Source organism: Streptomyces xanthophaeus (assembly GCF_030440515.1).
Taxonomy (GTDB): domain Bacteria; phylum Actinomycetota; class Actinomycetes; order Streptomycetales; family Streptomycetaceae; genus Streptomyces; species Streptomyces kutzneri.
The window spans coordinates 6,525,545-6,546,126 of sequence record NZ_CP076543.1 but is presented as its reverse complement, the minus strand read 5'-3'; the positions used below and the strand labels follow the sequence as shown (position 1 = coordinate 6,546,126).

The following is a 20,582-nucleotide window of genomic DNA, read 5'->3' as shown; positions in this document are numbered from 1 at the left end:
CACCGCAGTTCCTGAGGGGTCGAACCTCCGCGCCGTCAGGCCCCGAACAAGCCCTGTTGTCCGCTTGATCCACTCCCGCCGTGCTGCGGCGGTACGAGTCCCAGGTGAGCCCATGCGGCGGGCGTCGCCACCCGCCCCCTGGGGGTACGTGCGAGCAGCCCCTCGCGGACCAGGAACGGCTCCGCGACCTCCTCCACGGTCTCCCGCTCCTCGCCGACGGCCACGGCGAGGGTGGACAGGCCCACGGGTCCGCCGCCGAACAGCTTGAGCAGGGCTTCGAGAACGGCGCGATCCAGCCGGTCGAGGCCGCGCCCGTCCACCTCGTACACCTGCAGGGCGGTACCGGCCACCTCGCGGTTGATCACGCCGTCGGCCCGGACCTGGGCGTAGTCGCGGACGCGGCGCAGGAGGCGGTTGGCGATGCGCGGGGTGCCGCGGGAGCGTCCGGCGATCTCGGCGGCGCCGGCGGTGTCGATCTCCACGTCGAGGAGGCGGGCGGAGCGGTGGATGACGCGTTCCAGCTCCTCGGGGGCGTAGAACTCCATGTGCCCGGTGAAACCGAAGCGGTCCCGCAGCGGCGGGGGCAGCAGGCCGGCCCGGGTGGTGGCGCCGACCAGGGTGAAGGGCGGCAGCTCCAGCGGGATCGCGGTGGCCCCGGGCCCCTTGCCGACGATCACGTCGACGCGGAAGTCCTCCATGGCCATGTAGAGCATCTCCTCGGCGGGCCGGGACATGCGGTGGATCTCGTCGAGGAAGAGGACCTCGCCCTCCTGGAGGGAGGAGAGGATCGCGGCGAGGTCGCCGGCGTGCTGGATGGCGGGGCCGGAGGTGATGCGGATGGGCGCACCCATCTCGGCCGCGATGATCATGGACAGGGTGGTCTTGCCGAGGCCGGGCGCGCCGGAGAGCAGGACGTGGTCGGCGGTCGCTCCGCGCTGGCGGGCCGCCTTGAGGACGAGGTCCAGCTGCTGGCGGACCTTCTCCTGGCCGACGAACTCGCCGAGGTCCTTGGGCCGCAGCGCCGCCTCGACGGCGGTGTCCTCGCCGTCGGCGGCGGCCGCCACGATCCGGTCGTCGCTCTCGTCTTCCCAGTTCACGCTGTCAGTCTGCCTTCTCGGTTCGTACGGTGGTCGGTCGCCTGCGGGCCGGTCCCTGCGGGGCTTTCCCCCACACCCCGCCCCTTCGCCGCAGGGGCTGCAAGGGGCGTCGCGCCGCTAGCGGGCGCGGTTCAGGGACTGGAGAGCGGCCCGCAGGAGCTGCGGAACGGGGGCCGAACCGCCGGCGGCGATGGCGGCCTCGGCCTGCGGGGTGACGGCCTCGACCGCGTCCTCCGCCTCGCGCGAGGCGTAGCCGAGGCCGATCAGGGCGGCGGAGAGCTGCTCGGTCCAGGGGGCGGGCCCGGAGGCCGCGGCGCGCTGGGCGCCCACGAGGCCGCTGCTGCCCAGCGGAGCCCCCAGCTTGCCCTTCAGTTCGAGGAGTAGCTTCTGGGCGCCCTTCTTGCCGATGCCCGGCACCGCCACCAGCGCCTTCTCGTCGCCGGTGGAGACGGCCAGGCGCAGGGCGTCGGGGCTGTGCACGCCGAGCATCGCCTGGGCGAGCCTCGGCCCGACCCCGCTCGCGGTCTGCAGGATCTCGAAGACCTGGCGCTCGTCGTCGTCGGCGAACCCGTACAGGGTCAGCGAGTCCTCGCGTACGACCAGCGAGGTGGCCAGCCTGGCCTGCTCCCCCATCCGCAGGCCGGAGATGGTGGTGGGCGTGCACTGCACGGCCATGCCCACTCCCCCGACCTCGATCACGGCAAGGGTGGGGGCGAGTGCGGCGACCGGGCCGCTGACGAAGGCGATCATCGGGTACGGCCTTTCGAGCCAGAGGCGTGCAGGGCGACCGCCTGCTGGAGGCGGTTCTGGGCGGGGGCCCGCCAGATGTGGCAGATGGCGAGAGCGAGGGCGTCGGCGGCGTCCGCCGGCTTGGGTGGTGCGTCCAGCCTCAGCAGCCGGGTGACCATGGCACCGACCTGGGCCTTGTCGGCCCGGCCGCTGCCGGTGACGGCTGCCTTGACCTCGCTGGGGGTGTGCAGGGCGACCGGTATCCCGCGGCGGGCGGCGCACAGCATCGCGACGGCGCTCGCCTGGGCGGTGCCCATCACGGTGCTGACGTTGTGCTGGCTGAACACCCGCTCCACGGCGACGACTTCGGGCCGGTGCGCGTCGAGCCATTCCTCGATGCCCTGCTCGATGGCGACGAGCCGGTGGCCCAACTCGGCGTCCGCGGGCGTCCGTACGACCCCCACGCCGATCATGGTCAGCGGCCGTCCGGCCACGCCCTCGACGACGCCGACACCGCATCGCGTCAGCCCGGGGTCGACACCCAGTACTCGCACCACCGCCACCTCCTTCTTCGCGCAGGTGTGCAGGCTACCGGCCGCCTGTGACAGTGCACCGACAGCACGGACCGACCCGCCGGGCGCAGGAGGGCGCCGGGAGTGGCGAGGACGGAAACGACGGTGGGCCGACGGGGTGTCCCCGTCGGCCCACCGTTGACGTCCGGTCAGGCGTCGACCTTCTCCATGACCTCGTCCGAGACGTCGAAGTTGGCGAAGACGTTCTGCACGTCGTCGCTGTCCTCCAGCGCGTCGATCAGCTTGAAGATCTTGCGCGCGCCCTCTTCGTCCAGCTCGACCTGCATGGTCGGCAGGAAGTTGGAGTCGGCCGAGTCGTAGTCGATGCCGGCCGCCTGGAGCGCGGTACGGACCGCGACCATGTCGGTGGCCTCGCTGATGATCTCGAAGCTGTCGCCGAGGTCGTTGACCTCTTCGGCACCCGCGTCGAGCACCGTCTCCAGGACGTCGTCCTCGGAGAGCTCGCCCTTGGGCAGCAGGACGACGCCCTTACGGTTGAACAGGTACGAGACCGAGCCCGGGTCGGCCATCGAACCGCCGTTGCGGGTCATGGCGACACGCACGTCGGACGCGGCACGGTTGCGGTTGTCGGTGAGGCACTCGATGAGCACCGCGACACCGTTCGGACCGTAGCCTTCGTACATGATCGTCTCGTAGTCGGCGCCGCCGGCCTCAAGACCACCGCCGCGCTTGACCGCGGAGTCGATGTTCTTGTTCGGGACCGAGCTCTTCTTGGCCTTCTGGATGGCGTCGAAGAGCGTCGGGTTGCCGTCGATGTCGGCGCCGCCCATACGGGCCGCGACCTCGATGTTCTTGATCAGCTTCGCGAAGAGCTTGCCGCGCTTGGCATCGATCACGGCCTTCTTGTGCTTCGTCGTAGCCCATTTAGAGTGGCCGGACATCCGCCTGTCTCCTTCGCGTAACCAACAGTGTTCGTCCCCGATCCTACCGGGAGCCCGTCACAGCCCCGCGCGCACCATGTCGACGAAGTACGCGTGAACGCGGTCGTCTCCGGTCAGCTCGGGGTGGAACGAGGTCGCCAGGACGTTGCCCTGACGCACGGCGACCGTGTGGCCGTCGTACGTGGCGAGCACCTCGGCGGAGGCTCCGACGGACTCGACCCAGGGCGCGCGGATGAAGACGCCCTCGACGGGGCCGCCCGCTATGCCCGCGAAGTCGATCTTCGCCTCGAAGGACTCGTTCTGGCGGCCGAACGCGTTGCGGCGGACGATCATGTCGATGCCGCCCAGGGTCTCCTGGTCCTCACGGCCGTCCAGGAGCTTGTCCGCGAGCATGATCATGCCGGCGCAGGTGCCGTACACGGGCATGCCGGCGGCCACGCGCTCGCGCAGCGGCTCCAGCATGCCGAACAGCACGGCGAGCTTCGACATGGTGGTGGACTCGCCGCCGGGGATCACCAGGGCGTCGACCTCGGCGAGCTCCTCGGGACGCCGGACCGGCCTGGCCACGGCGTCCGCCGCGGCCAGGGCGATCAGGTGTTCCCGTACGTCGCCCTGGAGTGCCAGGACACCGATCACGGGGGTGTTCGTCATGACCGGTTACCAGCCGCGGTTGGCGTAGCGCTCGGACTCGGGGAGGGTGTCGCAGTTGATGCCGACCATGGCCTCGCCCAGGTTGCGGGAGGCGTCCGCGATGATCTTCGGGTCGTCGTAGAAGGTGGTGGCCTTCACGATGGCGGCGGCGCGCTTGGCCGGGTCGCCCGACTTGAAGATGCCGGAGCCGACGAAGACGCCCTCGGCGCCGAGCTGGCGCATGAGCGCGGCGTCGGCCGGGGTGGCGACGCCACCGGCGGAGAAGAGCACGACCGGGAGCTTGCCGAGCTCGGCAACTTCCTTGACGAGCTCGTACGGGGCGCGCAGCTCCTTGGCGGCGGCGAACAGCTCGTTGTTGTCGTAGCCGCGCAGGCGGGCGATCTCGTTCTTGATCTGGCGCAGGTGGCGGACGGCCTCGACCACGTTGCCCGTGCCGGCCTCGCCCTTCGAGCGGATCATGGCCGCACCCTCGGCGATGCGGCGCAGGGCCTCGCCCAGGTTGGTGGCGCCACAGACGAAGGGGGTGGTGAACGCCCACTTGTCGGAGTGGTTGACCTCGTCGGCCGGGGTCAGGACCTCGGACTCGTCGATGTAGTCGACGCCGAGGGACTGCAGGACCTGGGCCTCGACGAAGTGGCCGATGCGGGACTTGGCCATGACCGGGATCGAGACGGCCTCGATGATCTCTTCGATCATGTTCGGGTCGGACATGCGCGCGACGCCGCCGTCCTTGCGGATGTCGGCCGGGACCCGCTCCAGGGCCATGACCGCCACGGCGCCGGCGTCCTCGGCGATCTTCGCCTGCTCGGCGTTGACCACGTCCATGATCACGCCGCCCTTCAGCTGCTCGGCCATGCCGCGCTTGACACGCGAGGTGCCGATCGCCGACTCGGCGGACTGGGGGGAGGTGGGAAGCGTGCTCACGGATTGACCTCACTCGGAAGGAAGACGGGGTACTGCTCGTACTACTCGGCTGAGGAAACCCCAGGGGATCAGTCCACTACAAGGGCCAATGTGGAGCCTGTGGCTCCTTGATTTGTCCCTCGCGGCCCTTGGAAGCCCCCGGAAGCCCTAAGTCGGCCGATCCGCAAGATCCACCGGAGGCTCGTCGTCCATTTCGAAGGCGAGCGGGAACGGCGCGTGCCCGGCCAGTCTGAACCAGCGGACCTTGCGATGCCTGCGCAGCGCGCGGGCGGCCCGGACCGAGTCGTTGAGGAAGCGCCGCGCCATCGGTACCCGGCGGACGGCCGCCGCCAGCTCCTCCGTGGCCTCCGCCCCGCCGGGGGCCGCCTTGAGCACGTCGACCTGGTCGGCATCGGCGAAGACCGCCCGCAGCGCCTGGCTCAGCTCGCTCTCGGCCACCTCACGGTGGTCCTCCTCGGCCTGCCGGGCGGCGTGCGCGGCCTCGTAGAGCACCAGGGAGGAGGCGGGGTCGAGCACCCCGGAGGTGGCCACCTCCAGCACGACGGAGGCCCGGCGTACGAGCTGCGCGTCGAGCGCGGCCCGCGCTGCGTCCATCCGCGAGTGCAGCCGGTCGAGCCGGCCGGCGGTCCAGCTGAGGTAGACCCCGATGACTCCGAGAGCCAGGGCGATCCAGACAAGGGTTTCGATCACGCTGCGCGACCCTACCGCTCCACGCGGCCCCGGCCCCCATCGGCCCTGGCCGGGGCTGCCGTCGGACCAGTAAGGTCCATGATCCGCAAACATCGGGGGGACAGGACACATGAAGTTGCACCGCAGAACGACGGCACGCGCACTGCTCGCGGTGGCCGCCGCACTCGTGGCGGCCACCCTGGCCGCCTACTTCTGGGGCGGTTCGGACGGCGGGCTCGTCGTGATGAGCCGGTTGCACGGCCACTTCGTCGCCATGGGCTGGGTGACGCTGGTCGCCCTGGTCGGGGGGATCCTGCTGGGAGCGCGGAAGACGGCGACGCGCCTCGCCCTGGGACTCCCGGTGGCGATTCTCGGAGTCATGGTCATGAGCCTCGCCACCATGCTGGCCCTGCTGAGCGGCGGGCAGGAGCAGACGCAGAGTCTGACGGCCCCCGGCCGGGACGACCGTCGCCTGGTCGTCGAAGAGGGCTCGGCCATGATCGACCCGCTGTGGTACGTGTACGTCCAGCAGGGCAGCTGGCCCCTGGAGCGGCGCTGGGCCGTCGGCTACTTCAACGGCGACGCCGGCGACAACGAGCTCCGCGAGGCCGTCTGGACGGCCCCCGACCGGATCCGCCTGACCACCTCGGGCGGCGTGGTCCACGAGGTGACCGTCACCCCCGGCGGCCGGCCCGATCAGGTCGTCTCCGCCGGATGGTGAGGCCTCAGGAGGACGTGGTGTCCTTCGAGAAGCCCAGGCGCGTACGGAGCGGGACGCGTTCGTCCGCGGCCACCGCCGCGGCGCCGTCCGTCACCGTTTCGTAGACGGCCAGGATGTCCGCCCCGACCGTGGACCAGTCGAAGCGGCGGACGTGCGCCGAGCCGCGGGCGCTGAGCTGGGCCCGGCGCTCCGGGTCCCGCAGCAGCGTGATCGCCGCCGCCGCCAGCGCGTCGGCGTTCTCGTTGGCGAAGAGGTCGCCCGCCCCGCCCTGGTCCAGGACCTGCGCGAAGGCGTCCAGGTCCGAAGCGAGCACGGCCGCGCCCGCCGACAGGGCCTCCACCAGGATGATGCCGAAGCTCTCGCCGCCGGTGTTCGGGGCGACGTACACGTCGACGCTGCGCAGCAGCCTCGCCTTGTCCTCGTCCGAGACCATGCCGAGGAATTCGACCCGCTCGCGGAGCTCCGCGGGCAGGGAGGCCACCGCTTCCTCCTCGTCGCCGCGGCCCGCCACGAGCAGCCGGACGTCCGGGCAGGCCTCCACGATCTTCGGGAAGGCCGCCATCAGCACCGGAAGGCCCTTGCGGGGCTCGTCGATCCGGCCGATGAAGCCCAGGGTCTGCCCGGACCAGTCGGGGTTGGGCTCCGCCTTGGCGAAGAAGTCCACGTCGACGCCGTTGGGGATGACGACCGCGTCGCCGCCCAGGTGTTCCACCAGCGTGCGCCGCGCGTACTCGCTCACCGCGATCCGCGCGTTGATCTTCTCCAGAGCCGGCTGCAGGATCGGGTACGCCGCGATCATCGCCCGGGACCGGGGGTTCGAGGTGTGGAAGGTCGCCACGATCGGCCCCTGCGCCGCCCAGCAGGACAGCAGCCCCAGCGAGGGCGAGGCCGGCTCGTGGATGTGGATCACGTCGAAGGTGCCGTCGTGCAGCCAGCGCCGCACCCGGGCCGCCGACAGGAAGCCGAAGTTCAGCCGGGCCACCGAGCCGTTGTACGGAACCGGCACCGCCCGCCCGGCCGAGACCACGTACGGCGGCAGCGGGGTCTCGTCGTCCGCCGGGGCGAGCACCGACACCTCGTGGCCGAGGCGGATCAGGTGCTCCGCCAGGTCCCGGATGTGGAACTGGACGCCACCCGGCACGTCCCACGAGTACGGGCACACGATGCCGATCTTCACTACGGGCGCTCCTCCAGGTCGTCCAGCCACAGCCGCTGCAGCATGTGCCAGTCCTCCGGGTGCTCGGCGATGCCCCACGCGAAGGCGTCGGCCACCGCCTGGGTCATGAGGGTGGTCTTCTCGGTCCGGGTCCCGGTCTTCGGCACCTTCACCTCGGGGTGGATCCGGCCGTACATCTTCGGTGTGCCGCCGTAGTGCAGGGTCGCCGGGAGCAGCACCGCACCGGTCTGCTGGGCCAGCAGCGCCGGTCCGGCCGGCATGCGCGCCGTGGCGCCGAAGAAGTCCACCTCGACCCCGGAGGCCGACAGGTCCCGGTCCGCGACCAGGCAGACCAGGCCGCCGGAGCGCAGCCGCCGGGCGAGGGTGCCGAAGGCGGCGCCGCCGCTGTGCGGCAGGACCTCCATGCCCAGGCTCTCCCGGTAGGCCACGAAACGGTCGTAGAGGGTCTCGGGCTTCAGCCGCTCGGCGACCGTGGTGAACGGCGCCTTCATGTGGCCTATGGCCCAGGCCCCGGCGAGGTCCCAGTTGGCCAGGTGCGGCAGGGCGACGACCACTCCGCGCCCGGAGTCGAGGGCCTCGCGCAGCAGGTGCTCGTCCGTGAACTCGACGTCGGTGCTGAAGCGCTCCGGGTCCATGGTCGGCAGCCGGAAGGACTCCATCCAGTACCGCATGTACGAGCGCATGCCCGCCTGCGACAGCTCGCGCAGCCGCTCGGGACCGGCGTCGGGCACCACCCGGGCCAGGTTCGACTCCAGCCGCAGCACGCTCTTGCCGCGCCGCTTCCACGCGAAGTCGGCGATGCGCCGGCCCAGGGCCACGGCGGCCGGTTCGGGCAGCTTCTTGACCCCGGCCCAGCCGAGTCCGTACAGCGAGTCGACCAGCTTGTCCTGGAGGGCGCCCATCAGGCCGCGCCGCCCTCGGCGGCCGACGCCGCGGCGTCGGCCTCGGCCGACTCGCGGCGCACGGTGACCACCCGCTGGATCAGGGTGACGAGCGAGCCCACCGCCACGATCCACAGCGCGATCGGCAGCAGCACGCCGATCCAGGACGGCACCCCGAAGGTCTGCAGCCCGGACAGGCCGGCCGCGACCAGCGAGATCACCAGTCGCTCGGCCCGCTCGACGAGCCCGTTGACGGCCACCGGCAGCCCGATCGACTCGCCGCGCGCCTTGGTGTACGAGACCACCTGGCCGCTGGCCAGGCAGAAGATCGCCACCGCGCACAGCGCGTTGTCGTTCCCGTTGCCCGCGTACCAGAGCGCGAGACCGCCGAAGATCGCCGCGTCCGCCACCCGGTCGAGGGTGGAGTCGAGGAAGGCGCCCCACCGGCTGGAGACACCGGCCTGGCGGGCCATGTTCCCGTCCACCAGGTCGGAGAAGACGAAGAGGGTGATGGTGATCGTGCCCCAGAAGAACTCGCCGCGGGGGAAGAACCACAGCGCTCCGGCCACCACTCCGGCCGTGCCGATCAGGGTGACCGCGTCCGGGCTCACCCCCCGCCGGAGCAGAAAAGCGGCGAATGGCGTGAGAACACGCGTGAAGAATGCACGCGCGTACTTGTTCAGCATGGCCTTCCCGGAGGGTCGCTGGGCCGCACGGCCACCACGGCCACCGGCTGGCCCATCGTAGCCAGCACGCCACCGCGCGGACGCCGCGCACCCACCGGTTCGTGCCACGTAAGACGTACTTCACGCCGTGGACCGCCTCCGGTGGGCCCCGGGTACGTCCCCGGTACGACGTATGGACGGGATGTGACACCAGTGCAAAGCTCGAAGAATCCCGCATTCCTCCTCCGCGGAGGCGGCCGGGACACCGATCCGGACACCGATCCCCTCACCATCCCCCCCCCTCACCGTCACCACCGGGAGGCATGAGCATCATGGGAGCCACATCACACCAAGCCGGAGCCGCCGGCAGGGCACTGACGGCCGACCGCCCCTCTTCCATCCGGAATGTCGTGCTGGTCGGCCACAGCGGATCCGGCAAGACCACGCTGGTCGAAGCCCTCGCCCTGACCGCGGGCGCGGTCAACCGGGCCGGGCGGGTCGAGGACGGTGCCACCGTCTCCGACTACGACGAGATCGAGCACCGCCGGCAGCGCTCCGTCCAGCTGTCCCTCGTCCCCGTCGAATGGGGCGGAATCAAGATCAATATTCTGGACACCCCCGGATACGCCGACTTCGTCGGGGAACTCAGGGCCGGTCTGCGCGCCGCGGACGCGGCCCTTTTCGTCGTCTCGGCCTCGGACGGGATCGACGGCGCCACCCGCATGGTCTGGGACGAGTGCGAGGCCGTCGGCATGCCCCGCGCCATCGTCGTGACCCACCTGGAGGCCGCCCGCTCCGACTACACGCAGATGACCACCGTGTGCGGCGAGATCTTCGGCGCCGACGACCCCGACGCGGTCGTCCCCCTCTACCTCCCCCTGCACGGCCCGCCCGGTCCCGACGGGCACGCCCCCGTCACCGGCCTGCTCGGCCTGCTCTCCCGGCGCGTCTACGAGTACGCCTCCGGCCAGCGCGTGGAGCGCGACCCGGAACCCGCCGAGCTCGCCCTCATCACCGACGCCCGCGCCCGGCTCATCGAGGGGATCATCGCCGAGAGCGAGGACGAGAGCCTCATGGACCGCTACCTGGGCGGCGAGGAGATCGACCTCAAGACCCTCGTCGACGACCTGGAGCGGGCGGTGGCGCGCGGCACCTTCCACCCCGTCCTGATGGCCGCCCCCGCCACCGACGGCGCCCGCCAGGGCCTGGGCACCGTGGAGCTCCTCGAACTGGTCACCGGCGGCTTCCCCACCCCGCTGGAGCGCGCCGCCGTCACCGTCACCCGCCCCGACGGCTCCGCCCGCCCGGACGTCACCTGCGATCCCGACGGCTCCCTCGTCGCCGAGGTCGTCAAGACCTCCTCCGACCCCTACGTCGGCCGGGTCTCCCTCGTACGCGTCTTCTCCGGCACCCTGAAGGCCGAGGAGACCGTCCACGTCAGCGGGCACGGACTCGCCGACCGCGGGCACGATGACCATGACGTCGACGAGCGGGTCGGCGCCCTCTCCTCCCCCTTCGGCAAACAGCAGCGCGTCCTGACCCGGTGCATCGCCGGCGACCTGGCCTGCGTGGCCAAACTCACCCGCGCGGAGACCGGCGACACCCTCTCCGCCAAGGACGACCCGCTCCTCATGGCCCCGTGGACCATGCCCGACCCCCTGCTCCCCCTCGCCATCGAGGCCCACAGCAAGGCCGACGAGGACAAGCTGTCCCAGGGCCTGGCCCGGCTGGTCGCCGAGGACCCGACCATGCGGCTGGAGCAGAACCCGCACACCCACCAGGTCGTCCTGTGGTGCCTCGGCGAGGCCCACCAGGACGTCGCCCTGGAGCGGCTGCGCACCCGCTACGGCGTCCAGGTCGACCCCGTCCCGCACAAGGTGAGCCTGCGCGAGACCTTCGGGGACAAGGCCGCCGGGCGCGGCCGGCACGTCAAACAGTCCGGCGGCCACGGCCAGTTCGCCATCTGCGAGATCGAGGTGGAGCCGCTCCCGCCCGGCAGCGGCATCGAATTCGTCGACAAGGTCGTCGGCGGCTCCGTGCCCCGCCAGTTCATCCCGTCCGTCGAGAAGGGCGTACGCACCCAGGCCGCCCGCGGGGTCGCCGCCGGCTACCCGCTGGTCGACGTGCGCATCACCCTCCTCGACGGCAAGGCGCACTCGGTGGACTCCTCCGACGCCGCCTTCCAGACGGCCGGCGCCCTCGCCCTGCGCGAAGCCGCCGCCGAGGCCCGGATCGACCTCCTCGAACCGGTCGCCGAGCTCGCCGTCATCGTCCCCGACGAGTACGTGGGCCCGGTCATGAGCGACCTCGCCGGCCGCCGCGGCCGCGTCGTCGGCACCGACCAGGCCGCGCCGGGGCGCACCCGGGTCCGCGCCGAGATCCCGGAGATCGAGATCGGCCGCTACGCCGTCGAGCTGCGCTCCGTCTCGCACGGCACCGGCCGCTTCGCCCGGGCGTACGCACGCCACGAACCGATGCCGCCGCAGATCGCGGAAAAGGTGCGGGAACAGGCCGAGAAGGGAAGCTGATCGATGTAGCACCGGGTCGGCCGCCCACCCAACCAGCTTGCGGTGGGCGGCATTTCCCTGTCCCATGACCATGGGGTGAGATCCGCCGATAGGCTCGTCGGCGCATCAAAAGAGCACGAACGCACAGCGATGGGGGCAGCGGTGGCGGACGACGGATTCGACTTCAGGCCCGGAGCACAGGTTCCGCTGCAGGGAGGCGGCGGTCAGACGGCGGCGACCAACGCCCTCGCCTCCGCCGCGTACCGGGACGGCGGCAAGGACAGCAAGCTCGAGAAGATACTCACCGCCAACAGCGAGAACCACCCGGCGACGGTCAAACCGCCGAAGATCTCCCTCTTCGAGCCCAGCCTCGGCGAGGCCTTCTGCCGGGCCGTGGAGGCCCGCACCCTCGGCCCGGGCCGCAAGCCCCTCATCCAGTCCTTCGGCGCCGATCCGCAGACGGTGGTGGAGCACTGCCTGGCCGCCTCGCACATCCGCAAGGAGCGCGACCGTAAACTCCGGCTGATCATGCTGGTCTGCGGTGTGCTGTTCCTGCCCGGCCTGCTGCTGTGGCTGGGGCTCTTCCAGCTCCGCAAGACCCTGGGCGCCAAGGAGGGCAAGCACAGCTCCTGGATCGGCACCGCCGTCCTGGTCGGGATCGGCGCCGTGGCGGCCCTCCTGATGTTCAAGCTGCCGCTGACCGGCTTCCTGGGCCTCTACGCCCGCGGCATGATCATCGCCCCGGCGCTGGGCTGGCTGCTCGCCCGGCGCACCTGCGAGGCCACCGCCCGGGACCTGCGCGCCCGCTGGGACGGGCTGCTGTCGGGCGGCGGCGTCGGTGCCAAGATCCCCGAGGCCGTGCCCGGCAACCCCGACGAGAAGGCGCGCGAGGACCTGCGTCACCAGCTCGCCAAGCTGACCGCCGAGGACCGCAGCAACCAGGTCTTCTACGCGGGCCCCAAGGGGATCCTGGGCATGGGCACCCGCTGGGGCAGCTGGCAGATGGCCGAGGAGCTGAGCCCCAAGAGCGAGGGCCTGGAGATCCACCCCTTCCGCAGCTGGGACGTCATACGCGGGATCGACGCCCAGCTCCGCAAGCTGGAGCGGGGGCCCCTGCACACCGGCGGCTTCCCGCCCGCCGCGATCCAGCACTGGATCGTCACCCCGATCGGTGAGGGCGCCGCCGAGGTGGCCCGCCCCACCGGTGAGAACGTGGACGCCTTCCTCATCAAGCCGCACGAGATAACCCGGATCTGCAACGAGCAGCAGTTCAGCGCGGGCGACCGGCACTACCTGGGCATCCAGTACCCGCTCTGGGACGGCCAGCTGGTCATCAACATGCTGGTCACGGTCACCGTGCTCTACAAGACGCTGCGCGTGGACGTCACCGCGCACGCGCTGGGCCCCGTGCACGGGCTGTTCACCAGCAAGTCCGCGGCCCCGACCGTGGAGGTGCCCAAGAGCGTCCGCTTCTGGGAGACCGTGGAGCGCCCGCTGCCGCTGGTGGACGCGCAGGAGGTGGTGCGCCTCGCCGTGCGGGCCCCGCTGACCTGGTACCCGCCGATCCTGGAGTTCTTCGGCGGCAAGCTGGTCCTGCCCGAGCCCTTCGGCCTGCGCCACGTCTGGGCGAGCTCGATGTGGCGGCACCGGTTCATGGCGGACGACGCCCTGCGTACGGTGGCGCCGGTCCTGCGGTCGATCCACGCGGCGACCTTCAAGGTGCTGGAGGAGAACGGCGTCGACACCGACCGCTTCACCAACCGCTCCTCGATCATGAGCGGGCTCATCCAGGAGCCGTCCCCGCGCAAGGCGGACGTCTACGACGCGTAGGTAGGCTGGAGGGACGGCCGAGGAGGACCGAGGAGGGACCATGACCGAGCGCAAGCCACCGGGTGTCAGCTTCGAGTCCTTCGTGGACCGGCAGATCCGACAGGCCACCGAACGGGGCGACTTCAAGAGCCTGGCCGGCTACGGCAAGCCGCTGGCCTCGCTGGACGCGCCCTACGACGAGCAGTGGTGGATCAAGGACAAGCTGCACCGCGAGGGCTTCGCCGTCCTGCCCCCGGCGCTCGCGCTGCGCAAGGAGGCCGAGGACGCCGTGGAGAAGGTCCGGGCGGCCCGCTCGGAACGCCAGGTACGGGACGTCCTCACGGAGATCAACGAGAAGATCGCGGCGGCCCTGCGCATGCCCCCGCCGGGCCCGGCCCTGGGCCTGACGGAGTTCGACGTCGAGGCCGAGGTACGGGCCTGGCACCGGGACCGCCCGGACCGGGCCTGACCGGGCACAGCCGGGCCTGACCGGGCACGGCCTAGTCGACGGGCCAGGCGTCGGCGAGCATCTGGCGGGTGTCCGCCAGGAGTTGGGGCAGCACCTTGGTGTGGCCCACGACCGGCATGAAGTTCGTGTCCCCGCCCCAGCGGGGCACGATGTGCTGGTGCAGGTGCGCGGCGATGCCGGCGCCGGCCGCCGCGCCCTGGTTCATGCCGATGTTGAATCCGTGCGCGCCCGAGGCCTTGCGCAGCGCGACCATCGCCCGCTTGGTGAGGTCGGCGAGCTCGGCCGTCTCCGGCCCGTCCAGCTCGGTGTAGTCGGCGACGTGCCGGTACGGGACGACCATCAGGTGGCCGCCGTTGTACGGGTAGAGGTTCAGCACCGCGTACACGTGCCGGCCCCGCGCGACGACCAGGCCGTCCTGGTCGGACATGTCCGGAATCCCGCAGAAGGGACAGCCGTCCCCGGCCTCCGGGCCGGTCGGCTTGTTCTCCCCCTGGATGTAGGCCATCCGGTGGGGCGTCCACAGTCGCTGGAACGCGTCCTGCGTGCCCACACCGATCTGCTGCTCCGGCTGAGTCGTCATGGCGGCAAGCATATGACCTTGGCCTGGCGTACGAGGAAGGCCCCCGGAAAGTGATCACTTTCCAGGGGCCTTCCTCGTACGGATGTGGCCGGATCAGACCTGGACGCGGTCCGCGACGACCTTGGCCAGCTTGGCCAGCGCCTCGTCCTTGGCGATGCCGTTCTCCTGCGAACCGTCGCGGTAACGGAAGGAGACGGTGCCCGCCGCCATGTCCTCGTCACCGACGATGATCATGAACGGGACCTTGAGCTTCTGGTGGTTGCGGATCTTCTTCTGCATGCGGTCGGAGGAGGCGTCCACCTCGACCCGCAGGCCCTGCTTCTTCGCCGCCGCGGCGAACTCCTGCAGGTACTCGACGTGCCCGTCGCCGATCGGGATGCCGACCGCCTGGACCGGGGCCAGCCACGGCGGCATGGCGCCCGCGTAGTGCTCCAGCAGCACGGCGAAGAACCGCTCGATCGAGCCGAACAGCGCGCGGTGGATCATGACCGGCCGCTGGCGGGAGCCGTCGGGCGCGGTGTACTCCAGGTTGAAGCGCTCCGGCAGGTTGAAGTCGAGCTGCACGGTCGACATCTGCCAGGTGCGGCCGATGGCGTCCTTGCACTGCACCGAGATCTTCGGACCGTAGAAGGCGGCGCCGCCCGGGTCCGGGACCAGCGGGAGGCCCTGCTTCTCGGCGACCTGCGCGAGGACGGCGGTCGCCTCCTCCCAGGCCTCGTCCGAGCCGACGAACTTCTCCGGGTCCTTGGTGGACAGCTCCAGGTAGAAGTCGGTCAGACCGTAGTCGCGCAGCAGGTTGAGCACGAAGGTGAGGGTCGTGTCGAGCTCCTCCGCCATCTGCTCGCGGGTGCAGTAGATGTGCGCGTCGTCCTGGGTGAACCCGCGGGCGCGGGTCAGACCGTGGACGACACCCGACTTCTCGTACCGGTACACGGTGCCGAACTCGAACAGACGCAGCGGCAGTTCGCGGTAGGAGCGGCCGCGCGCGTCGAAGATCAGGTTGTGCATCGGGCAGTTCATGGGCTTGAGGTAGTAGTCGGTACCACCGTCGAGCTGCATGGGGGGGTACATGCCCTCCGCGTACCAGTCCAGGTGTCCGCTCTTCTCGAAGAGGGCGCCCTTGGTGGCGTGCGGGGAGTAGACGAACTCGTAGCCCTCCTCCTCGTGCCGCTTGCGCGAGTAGTCCTCCATGACCCGGCGGATGATGCCGCCGCGCGGGTGGAAGACGGCGAGGCCGGAGCCGATCTCGTCCGGGATGGAGAAGAGGTCGAGCTCGTTGCCGAGCTTGCGGTGGTCGCGCTTCTCGGCCTCGGCCAGGAAGTCGAGGTGGGCCTTCAGCTCTTCCTTCGACGGCCACGCGGTGCCGTAGATGCGCTGGAGCATCGGGTTCTTCTCGCTGCCGCGCCAGTAGGCGGCGGCATTGCGCATGAGCTTGAACGCGGGGATGTTCCGGGTGGTGGGCAGGTGGGGACCGCGGCAGAGGTCCTTCCAGCACAGGTCGCCGGTCTTCGCGTCCAGGTTGTCGTAGATGGTCAGCTCGCCGCCGCCCACCTCGACGTTCGCGCCGTCGTCGGTCGACGCGGAGCCCTTGATGCCGATGAGCTCCAGCTTGTACGGCTCGTCGGCGAGCTCCTCGCGGGCCGCCTCGTCGGTGACCACGCGGCGGGAGAACCGCTGGCCGCGCTTCTGGATCTCCTGCATCTTCTTCTCGATGGCCTTCAGGTCCTCCGGGGTGAAGGGCCGGGCCACGTCGAAGTCGTAGTAGAAGCCGTTCTGGACCGGCGGGCCGATGCCCAGCTTGGCCTCGGGGAAGAGCTCCTGCACGGCCTGCGCCATGACGTGCGCGGTCGAGTGGCGCAGGATGTTGAGGCCGTCCTCGGAGGAGATCTCCACCGGCTCGACGGTCTCGCCGTCCTTCACCTCGTACGCGAGGTCCTTGAGCTCGCCCGCGATGCGCGCGGCGACGATGGTGCGCTCGCCGGCGAAGAGCTCCGCCGCCGTAGTGCCCGTGGCCACCACGCGCTCGTCCCGCTCGGAATCGCGTTGGATGATCACACGGACGTCTGACACCGGTCTCTCCTGACTCAGGGGGTGCGCGGGCGAACGCCGCGCGCCTGAATCGTACCGAGCGGAGTGGCCGCGCCGCTAAACGGTTACCGCCCGGGCCTGCGCAGCGGATCCCCCGCACCGCGCAGCCGCCGCCCAGCGGAGCCGTGGCCTCGGCCCGGGCAGACGCGGGCGGGCCCATGGGGCTGGGTCCCCCCGGGCCCCCGCCCCACCCGAAACTCCGGGCCGGTCTGCGCGAGCCGTGGGTAGCGTGGCCGCATGCAGCAGATACGCACGCTGGACCTGACCGACGATGCCACCGCGGCGGCCGTGCACCGGATCGGGCGGGCCGCCTACGCGGTGGAGGCGGAGCTGATCGGCTTCGACGGCATACCGGCGCTCGGCGAGAGCCTCGCCGAGATGAGGGCCCGGCCTCTGAACTGGGTGGGCGCCGTCACCGAGGACGGCGAGCCGGCCGGCTTCCTCGCCTGGGAGGAAGGGGCCGACGGCGGCATCGGCATCGACCGGCTGTGCGTGGACCCGGGCTGGTTCCGCCGGGGCGTCGCCTCGCTGCTGCTGCGCCACGTCCTGACCGAGCTGTTCCCGGGCCGCCTGGTCGAGGTGACCACGGGCGCGGCGAACGCCCCCGCGGTGACCCTCTACGAACGTGCCGGATTCACCCGCGGCCCTGACTTCTCCCCCGTGCCGGGGCTGACCATGGCCTCGTTCGGCCGGGCCGCCATCGGCACCCCGTGCGATGGTGGAAGGGGATCTTCCGACCTGGCATGAGGTGACACCCATGAGAGTGACCAGGAAGACGGCTGCCCTGGGCGCCGCGACGGCCCTGCTGGCGGGCGGACTGCTCGCAGGCACTCCCGCCACGGCGGCGCCGGCCGCCGCGTGCACCGCGGACCAGCTCTCGGACACCGGCGCGGAGCGGCCCGACACCATTCACGTGCGGTTCACGGTGGTCAACAACGGCCCTGCCTGTCAGCTGCGGGGCTTCCCGACGGTCGCTCTCGCGGGCCAGGGATCGCCGGACCAGAACAAGCCGCTGCGCGTCATCCCCCGGGGCGAGGCCCGGCCGGTGCTGTTGTCCCCGGGCGGGAGCGCCTCGACGGTCCTGACCTTCACCCCGGTCCTCGGCGAGGCGGACGGCTTCTGCGCCTCCGGCGCCGACCCGACCGTCGCCCCCACGCTGGTGATCGGCGTCGCGGGCGCGGGCTTCCAGGTGGCTCCCAACGACGGCGGCCAGTTCGCCCTGTGCGGCGACACCGTCCGCGCCACCGCTTACCGCTAGGTCGTCTCTTTCGGATCTTGTCGGCCGAGCTCGCGGCGTCCGGTGCCGTGCATGGCAAGGCGGAGGGGCTCCCGTGTACTGGACGTACTCGGGAGCCCCTCCAACACGGCCAGGTGCGGTGCCGGACGCCGCGGGCCCGGCAAGACCCGGCAGAGACGACCTAGTCGTCGGACGGCAGCGCGTCCTCGGGGTCGAAGGCCGCGTCCAGGGACTTCATCAGCCGGTCCCGTTCGACCTCGTCCATCGGCACCGGCGTCACGTCCGCCGCGTCGGACAGCCGCCGGAAGCCGCCGCGGCGTTGCAGCCGGCCGGTGACCCGGACCGGCAGGCCCACCAGGTGGGCGTGGCCCGCGATGCGGTACGCCTCCTCGTCGAGGGCGGCCCGGACGTACGGGACCTCCGCCCCGGCCAGCACCCGCAGCCGTACGGTCCCTCCGCCCCCGGCGGCCTTGCGCCGCATCCGCACCACGGCCCCGGCGAGCCGGACCGGTACGGCGGGTTCCGCGCGGGTGTACCGGGCTGCGGCCTCGCGCAGCACGGGCAGGTCCCCCGGGGAGAACTCCACCGGCTCCGGGCGGGCCGCGCAGCCCGCCGGGACCCCGGCCGCCGGCGCCCAGGCCAGGGCGATCCGGGCGCCCTCCGAGCCCCGGACCAGGGCGATGAGCGCCTCGGCGAGTTCCCGGCTGACCCCGGCGGCCACCGCCGCGTCGAAGGCTTCCATGCCGCCGGTGGCCCGCTGGTAGTCCACCGCCTCGCGGGCCGCGTGCAGGGCGTGGTGCAGCCGGGTCACCGGTCCCCGGCCGCCGTCCACGGGGACGTACGCCGTCAGCCGGCGCCCGCCCGGGGAGGGGCCCACCAGGACCCCGTCCAGGGTGCGCTCGGCCTGCGACTGGTGGCGGGCCCCGTAGTACCCGGCCCGGGCCCGGTCCGCGAGGGCCCCCGCGAGCAGGAGCCGGCGGGCGGCCGAGCGCAGCTGTTCCTGCACGGGCCAGGAGGCCTCGCCCTGGTACCCGTAGGGCCCCTCCGGGATCTCCCGCTCCCAGCGGATCTCGTCGCTGGGCACGCTCAGCCCGAGGAGCACCTCGCGCGCCGAGGGCAGTCCGCCGTGCGCGAGGGCGGTGAGTGCTTCCTCCAGCAGGTCCGCGCAGTCGGGGAAGGCGCGGCTCTCCGGGACGAGCAGGCTGGTGCCCGAGCGGCCGGGCGGGGTCCAGCGGCCGTACCGGCCGGCCGCGCCGCCGCGCCGCAGCCATCCGTGCCGGTGCAGCAGCGCCCCCAGCACCTGCGGGTCGACCTGCGCGGGATCGGGACCGCCCGGGGTGTACCGCGGGGACGGGAGCGGTTCGAGGTGCGGTGAGTGCAGGTTCATCAGGGTGTCCCTCCCGACCCGACCCGGGTCATGATCTCGCACAGCGCACGGTCGTCGAAGATCCGCGTGGTCGGGATCCGTACGGTGGTGCGGCGCCGGCCGGTCACGGGGTGTCCGGCGAGGTTGGTCCAGTAGCAGCAGTGCCTCAGGTCGAGCCGGTCGTGTCCGGCGGCGAGCCACTGCTCGCGTTCCCTCGGTACGAGCATCACGACGAGGATCTTGTGGACGGCGACGGGCGTCCGGGCCAGCTTCACCAGGTGCTCGTTGTCGAGGGTGAAGGCGAAGGTGGCCCCGGCCGGCCGGGGCGGTATCTGGTAGGTCGCCTTGAGCTGCACCTTGATGGTGACCTCGTCGTCGACGACGTGTTCGGGCGCTCCGTGGGAGACGTGCCAGTCGATGCCGTTGTCGGGGAAGGGCTGGGACAGCGAGCACCCGGCGGCGGCCGCAACGGCGTGCAGGTATCCCACCTGGAGGGTCTCCATACAGGCGGTGGTGGCGAGTGTGCCGCGCAGGGCTCCGGTCCGCGGACCTGTCCCCTCGTGCAGCACCCCGCCCTGTTCGGGCTGTGTGAGCGCCATGGCCGGCTCCCCCGTGCCTTGCGGGCTCTGCCGCGAGCGGTGCTGGGTGACGACCGGTCATACGTACGGCCCCCCAGGGAAGTTGTCTCCGCACCCGGCTGCCCGCAAACGGCGTACGGGGCAAACAGCCCGGGTATCACCGATGCGGCGGGGGTGGTGTGTCCAGGAAGCTCCACCCGCCGCTCGGGGACGAGGAGTTCGCCATGACACGCTGGTACGAGGGCCCGCTGGCCGCATTCGACACGGAGACCACCGGGGTGGACGTCGAGCAGGACCGGATCGTGTCCGCCGCGCTCATCGTCCAGGAGTGTGCGGGCGGCAGGGTCCGCACCACGCGCTGGCTGGTCAATCCCGGTATTCCGGTGCCCGCGGGCGCTACGGAAGTGCACGGGCTGACCGATGAGCACCTGCAGCGTCACGGGCGCTGGCCCGCGCCGGTGGTGGAGGAGATAGCCCGGGCGCTCGGGGAGCAGCAGGTGGCGGGCCGACCGGTGGTGGTGATGAACGCGCCGTTCGATCTGACGCTGCTGGACCGGGAGTTGCGCCGGCACCGGGCGTCGTCGCTGTCGCGGTACCTGGACGACCGGCCGCTGACGGTGCTGGACCCGCGGGTGCTGGACAAGCACCTGGACCGGTACCGCAAGGGCCGCCGGACGCTGACGGACCTGTGCGCGCACTACGGGATCGAGCTGGAGGGCGCGCACGACGCGGCGGCGGACGCGATGGCCTCGCTGGAACTGGTCCGGGCGGTGGGGCGGCGGTTCGCGGCCCGTCTGGAGCGGCTGACGCCGGCCGAGCTGCACACGCTGCAGGCGGTGTGGCACGCGGCGCAGGCGCGGGGCCTGCAGGCGTGGTTCGCGCGTCAGGGGACGCCGGAGCCGGTGGATCCGCACTGGCCGCTGCGGCCGGACCTGTCGACGGCGGCGTAGGTCGCGTAGG

Annotated in this window: 21 protein-coding genes; 7 read left to right on the top strand and 14 right to left on the bottom strand. The window is 71.7% G+C overall.

Translation table 11 applies throughout. The features are described from left to right. Positions 1 to 35 precede the first annotated feature (35 nt). The 7 genes from ruvB to KO717_RS29250 all read right to left on the bottom strand — a co-directional run bounded on the left by ruvB (position 36) and on the right by KO717_RS29250 (position 5,565). Entirely contained in the window at positions 36 to 1,097 is a 1,062-nt protein-coding gene (gene ruvB, locus KO717_RS29280) for a Holliday junction branch migration DNA helicase RuvB (protein WP_030723602.1), read from the bottom strand. A gap of 117 nt (positions 1,098 to 1,214) precedes the next feature. Continuing rightward, entirely contained in the window at positions 1,215 to 1,847 is a 633-nt protein-coding gene (ruvA, locus tag KO717_RS29275) for a Holliday junction branch migration protein RuvA (RefSeq protein WP_301372349.1), read from the bottom strand. Further along, a complete protein-coding gene (gene ruvC / locus KO717_RS29270) occupies positions 1,844 to 2,380 on the bottom strand; it encodes a crossover junction endodeoxyribonuclease RuvC (RefSeq protein ID WP_301374842.1) in 537 nt (178 codons plus the stop codon). Before ruvC ends, ruvA begins: the two co-directional genes overlap by 4 nt. A gap of 167 nt (positions 2,381 to 2,547) precedes the next feature. Further along, positions 2,548 to 3,300, bottom strand: a complete 753-nt coding sequence (locus KO717_RS29265) for a YebC/PmpR family DNA-binding transcriptional regulator (RefSeq protein WP_030010550.1) — start codon at positions 3,298 to 3,300, stop codon at positions 2,548 to 2,550. Positions 3,301 to 3,357: 57 nt separating this feature from the next. Next, positions 3,358 to 3,951 carry a pyridoxal 5'-phosphate synthase glutaminase subunit PdxT gene (gene pdxT, locus KO717_RS29260; RefSeq protein ID WP_301372346.1) on the bottom strand — a complete coding sequence of 198 codons (594 nt, stop codon included), beginning with the start codon at positions 3,949 to 3,951 and terminating at the stop codon, positions 3,358 to 3,360. A 6-nt stretch (positions 3,952 to 3,957) separates the two neighbouring features. Further along, complete coding sequence (pdxS, locus tag KO717_RS29255; RefSeq protein WP_030010552.1) at positions 3,958 to 4,875, bottom strand: pyridoxal 5'-phosphate synthase lyase subunit PdxS; 918 nt, start codon at positions 4,873 to 4,875, stop codon at positions 3,958 to 3,960. A gap of 147 nt (positions 4,876 to 5,022) precedes the next feature. After that, on the bottom strand, positions 5,023 to 5,565 hold the full coding sequence (locus tag KO717_RS29250) for a membrane protein (RefSeq protein WP_030010553.1): 543 nt from the start codon (positions 5,563 to 5,565) through the stop codon (positions 5,023 to 5,025). A gap of 109 nt (positions 5,566 to 5,674) precedes the next feature. Between KO717_RS29250 and KO717_RS29245 the strand changes: the two genes are divergently transcribed. After that, the gene (locus KO717_RS29245; protein ID WP_301372343.1) at positions 5,675 to 6,265 is read left to right on the top strand and encodes a hypothetical protein; all 591 of its coding nucleotides are present in this window, start codon (positions 5,675 to 5,677) and stop codon (positions 6,263 to 6,265) included. 4 nt (positions 6,266 to 6,269) lie between these two features. Here KO717_RS29245 and KO717_RS29240 read toward each other — a convergent pair whose 3' ends face one another. Genes KO717_RS29240 through pgsA form a run of 3 tightly spaced genes read right to left on the bottom strand, consistent with a single transcriptional unit; the run spans position 6,270 to position 9,009 of the window. Further along, the gene (locus tag KO717_RS29240; protein WP_301372341.1) at positions 6,270 to 7,442 is read right to left on the bottom strand and encodes a glycosyltransferase family 4 protein; all 1,173 of its coding nucleotides are present in this window, start codon (positions 7,440 to 7,442) and stop codon (positions 6,270 to 6,272) included. Then, complete coding sequence (locus KO717_RS29235) at positions 7,442 to 8,344, bottom strand: phosphatidylinositol mannoside acyltransferase (protein ID WP_301372339.1); 903 nt, start codon at positions 8,342 to 8,344, stop codon at positions 7,442 to 7,444. The genes KO717_RS29240 and KO717_RS29235 overlap by 1 nt, the downstream gene beginning before the upstream one ends. Further along, a complete protein-coding gene (gene pgsA / locus KO717_RS29230; RefSeq protein WP_301372337.1) occupies positions 8,344 to 9,009 on the bottom strand; it encodes a phosphatidylinositol phosphate synthase in 666 nt (221 codons plus the stop codon). Before pgsA ends, KO717_RS29235 begins: the two co-directional genes overlap by 1 nt. A gap of 311 nt (positions 9,010 to 9,320) precedes the next feature. Here pgsA and KO717_RS29225 point away from each other — a divergent pair, with 311 nt between their 5' ends. The 3 genes from KO717_RS29225 to KO717_RS29215 all read left to right on the top strand — a co-directional run bounded on the left by KO717_RS29225 (position 9,321) and on the right by KO717_RS29215 (position 13,773). Next, entirely contained in the window at positions 9,321 to 11,516 is a 2,196-nt protein-coding gene (locus KO717_RS29225) for an elongation factor G-like protein EF-G2 (protein ID WP_301372336.1), read from the top strand. A gap of 141 nt (positions 11,517 to 11,657) precedes the next feature. After that, the gene (locus KO717_RS29220) at positions 11,658 to 13,325 is read left to right on the top strand and encodes a hypothetical protein (RefSeq protein WP_301372334.1); all 1,668 of its coding nucleotides are present in this window, start codon (positions 11,658 to 11,660) and stop codon (positions 13,323 to 13,325) included. A gap of 40 nt (positions 13,326 to 13,365) precedes the next feature. Next, positions 13,366 to 13,773: a DUF1992 domain-containing protein gene (locus tag KO717_RS29215; RefSeq protein ID WP_301372332.1), complete on the top strand. Its 408-nt coding sequence runs from the start codon at positions 13,366 to 13,368 to the stop codon at positions 13,771 to 13,773. 31 nt (positions 13,774 to 13,804) lie between these two features. Here the strand turns inward: KO717_RS29215 and KO717_RS29210 are convergent, their stop codons facing one another. Next, the gene (locus tag KO717_RS29210) at positions 13,805 to 14,365 is read right to left on the bottom strand and encodes an HIT family protein (protein WP_030010101.1); all 561 of its coding nucleotides are present in this window, start codon (positions 14,363 to 14,365) and stop codon (positions 13,805 to 13,807) included. An 81-nt stretch (positions 14,366 to 14,446) separates the two neighbouring features. Then, on the bottom strand, positions 14,447 to 16,423 hold the full coding sequence (gene thrS, locus KO717_RS29205; RefSeq protein WP_030387175.1) for a threonine--tRNA ligase: 1,977 nt from the start codon (positions 16,421 to 16,423) through the stop codon (positions 14,447 to 14,449). 255 nt (positions 16,424 to 16,678) lie between these two features. Between thrS and KO717_RS29200 the strand changes: the two genes are divergently transcribed. Both KO717_RS29200 and KO717_RS29195 read left to right on the top strand, forming a co-directional pair. After that, on the top strand, positions 16,679 to 17,188 hold the full coding sequence (locus KO717_RS29200) for a GNAT family N-acetyltransferase (RefSeq protein WP_301372329.1): 510 nt from the start codon (positions 16,679 to 16,681) through the stop codon (positions 17,186 to 17,188). Positions 17,189 to 17,198: 10 nt separating this feature from the next. Beyond that, complete coding sequence (locus KO717_RS29195; RefSeq protein ID WP_301372328.1) at positions 17,199 to 17,699, top strand: DUF4232 domain-containing protein; 501 nt, start codon at positions 17,199 to 17,201, stop codon at positions 17,697 to 17,699. A gap of 160 nt (positions 17,700 to 17,859) precedes the next feature. Here KO717_RS29195 and KO717_RS29190 read toward each other — a convergent pair whose 3' ends face one another. After that, positions 17,860 to 19,065, bottom strand: a complete 1,206-nt coding sequence (locus tag KO717_RS29190; RefSeq protein WP_301372327.1) for a hypothetical protein — start codon at positions 19,063 to 19,065, stop codon at positions 17,860 to 17,862. Next, the gene (locus tag KO717_RS29185; RefSeq protein ID WP_301372326.1) at positions 19,065 to 19,643 is read right to left on the bottom strand and encodes a DUF4365 domain-containing protein; all 579 of its coding nucleotides are present in this window, start codon (positions 19,641 to 19,643) and stop codon (positions 19,065 to 19,067) included. The genes KO717_RS29190 and KO717_RS29185 overlap by 1 nt, the downstream gene beginning before the upstream one ends. 203 nt (positions 19,644 to 19,846) lie before the next feature. Between KO717_RS29185 and KO717_RS29180 the strand changes: the two genes are divergently transcribed. Continuing rightward, the gene (locus KO717_RS29180; protein ID WP_301374840.1) at positions 19,847 to 20,572 is read left to right on the top strand and encodes a 3'-5' exonuclease; all 726 of its coding nucleotides are present in this window, start codon (positions 19,847 to 19,849) and stop codon (positions 20,570 to 20,572) included. Positions 20,573 to 20,582: the final 10 nt, after the last annotated feature.

Excerpts from the sequence above, each read along its gene's own strand:
- ruvA (WP_301372349.1), bottom strand. The coding sequence starts at position 1,847 with ATGATCGCCTTCGTCAGCGGCCCGGTCGCCGCACTCGCCCCCACCCTT.
- KO717_RS29265 (WP_030010550.1), bottom strand. The coding sequence starts at position 3,300 with ATGTCCGGCCACTCTAAATGGGCTACGACGAAGCACAAGAAGGCCGTG.
- pdxT (WP_301372346.1), bottom strand. The coding sequence starts at position 3,951 with ATGACGAACACCCCCGTGATCGGTGTCCTGGCACTCCAGGGCGACGTA.
- KO717_RS29245 (WP_301372343.1), top strand. The coding sequence starts at position 5,675 with ATGAAGTTGCACCGCAGAACGACGGCACGCGCACTGCTCGCGGTGGCC.
- KO717_RS29235 (WP_301372339.1), bottom strand. The coding sequence starts at position 8,344 with ATGGGCGCCCTCCAGGACAAGCTGGTCGACTCGCTGTACGGACTCGGC.
- pgsA (WP_301372337.1), bottom strand. The coding sequence starts at position 9,009 with ATGCTGAACAAGTACGCGCGTGCATTCTTCACGCGTGTTCTCACGCCA.
- KO717_RS29225 (WP_301372336.1), top strand. The coding sequence starts at position 9,321 with ATGGGAGCCACATCACACCAAGCCGGAGCCGCCGGCAGGGCACTGACG.
- KO717_RS29215 (WP_301372332.1), top strand. The coding sequence starts at position 13,366 with ATGACCGAGCGCAAGCCACCGGGTGTCAGCTTCGAGTCCTTCGTGGAC.
- KO717_RS29210 (WP_030010101.1), bottom strand. The coding sequence starts at position 14,365 with ATGCTTGCCGCCATGACGACTCAGCCGGAGCAGCAGATCGGTGTGGGC.
- KO717_RS29200 (WP_301372329.1), top strand. The coding sequence starts at position 16,679 with ATGCAGCAGATACGCACGCTGGACCTGACCGACGATGCCACCGCGGCG.
- KO717_RS29195 (WP_301372328.1), top strand. The coding sequence starts at position 17,199 with ATGAGAGTGACCAGGAAGACGGCTGCCCTGGGCGCCGCGACGGCCCTG.
- KO717_RS29190 (WP_301372327.1), bottom strand. The coding sequence starts at position 19,065 with ATGAACCTGCACTCACCGCACCTCGAACCGCTCCCGTCCCCGCGGTAC.
- KO717_RS29185 (WP_301372326.1), bottom strand. The coding sequence starts at position 19,643 with ATGGCGCTCACACAGCCCGAACAGGGCGGGGTGCTGCACGAGGGGACA.
- KO717_RS29180 (WP_301374840.1), top strand. The coding sequence starts at position 19,847 with ATGACACGCTGGTACGAGGGCCCGCTGGCCGCATTCGACACGGAGACC.